Genomic DNA, 1,303 nt, shown 5'->3' with positions numbered 1-1,303 from the left:
GTGCCGCGAGTTGTCCACGGCCGGTCGGCGGGTCGCCTATTACGACCACGACGCCGGCCGGCGGTGGACAACTCGCCAGTGATGCCGATTCGGTTTTGTTCCTCGTGAAGTTGCTCGTAGCGCATCGGCGAGCGGTAACCGATGCTGCTATGGCGACGGCTGACGTTGTACCAACCTTCTATCCACGAGAACAGCGCTTGCCGCGCCTGTTCGCGGGTTTGGAAGTGTGTGCGGGCGAGCAGTTCACATTCGAGTGTCGCGAAGAAGGCTTCGCACATGGCGTTGTCGAAGCAATCCGCCACCGTCCCCATCGACAGACGCACGCCAGCCTCACGGCAGCGGCGGCCGAAGGCAATGGACGTGTATTGGCAGCCTTGATCGCTATGGTGAATCACGCCAGCGGGACGTCGTTGCGCGAGAGCCATATCGAGCGCCCTGAGCATCAGCTCCGTGTACAAGTGATCCGACATCGCCCAACCCACGATCCGGCGGCTGAACACGTCGAGCACCACCGCGAGATACAGGAACCCTTCGGCGGTCGGCACGTAGGTCGCATCCGCCACCCACAGTCGATTGCACTCGTCGGCGCTGAAGTGTCGTTGCACCAGATCCGGCGCGGGCCGTGCGTTGGGCTGCCGCCGTGTGGTAGAGATCCAGCGTCGCCGGCTTACGCCACACAGGCCGGCCAGACGCATCAGGCGGGCAACGCGTTTGCGTCCAACATGCACGCCTTGCTCGGCAAGTTCGAAATGAATGCGAGGCATGCCGTAGACGCCGCGCGAGCCTGCGTGGATCGCCCGGATGCGCGCGAGCAGATCGGCGTCGCTGCACGCTCGCTTCGATGGCGCGCGCTCAAGCCACGCGTAAAAGCCGCTGGCGGAGACCCCGAGCAGCCGTGCCATCGTGGCAATGGGCCATGCGGCCCGATTCGCTTTCATGAACTCGAACCCTTCTCGGGCACCGTTCCGGTCTCCCGTGCGAACCAGGCCGCGGCTTTTGAGAGGATCTCTCGCTCAAGCTCAAGCTGGCGCACCTTGCGGCGCAGGCGCGTAAGTTCTTCGCGCTCGGCAGTGGTGAGCCCATCGAGTCGTGTACCGGCGTCACGAGCTGCCTGCGCGACCCAGTTGTAGATGGTTTGCGCCGTCGGCTCAAACTCCTTGGCCAGTTCCTCCGGCGTGCGACCGGCCTTGACCAGTTCGACTATCTGGGCCCGAAATTCCGCCGGGTACGGGGTACGGTGCTTCGCCATAATGGGCACCTCCTGAACAAAAGGATAGATGTCCACGAAAGCGGGTCAACTCCA

Annotated in this window: 1 pseudogene; it reads right to left on the bottom strand. The window is 63.6% G+C overall.

Annotation, left to right across the window (positions count from 1 at the left end):
• Positions 1 to 104: 104 nt before the first annotated feature.
• Positions 105 to 1,249 (bottom strand): annotated as a pseudogene (locus tag AWB76_RS38620) (IS3 family transposase); the annotation flags it as partial.
• Positions 1,250 to 1,303: the final 54 nt, after the last annotated feature.

Origin of the sequence: Caballeronia temeraria (assembly GCF_001544795.2) — a bacterium.
In the GTDB taxonomy this organism is placed as follows: Bacteria; Pseudomonadota; Gammaproteobacteria; order Burkholderiales; family Burkholderiaceae; genus Caballeronia; species Caballeronia temeraria.
Note: the sequence above shows the minus strand (reverse complement) of the source record. Positions and strands in the feature narration are given on the sequence as shown.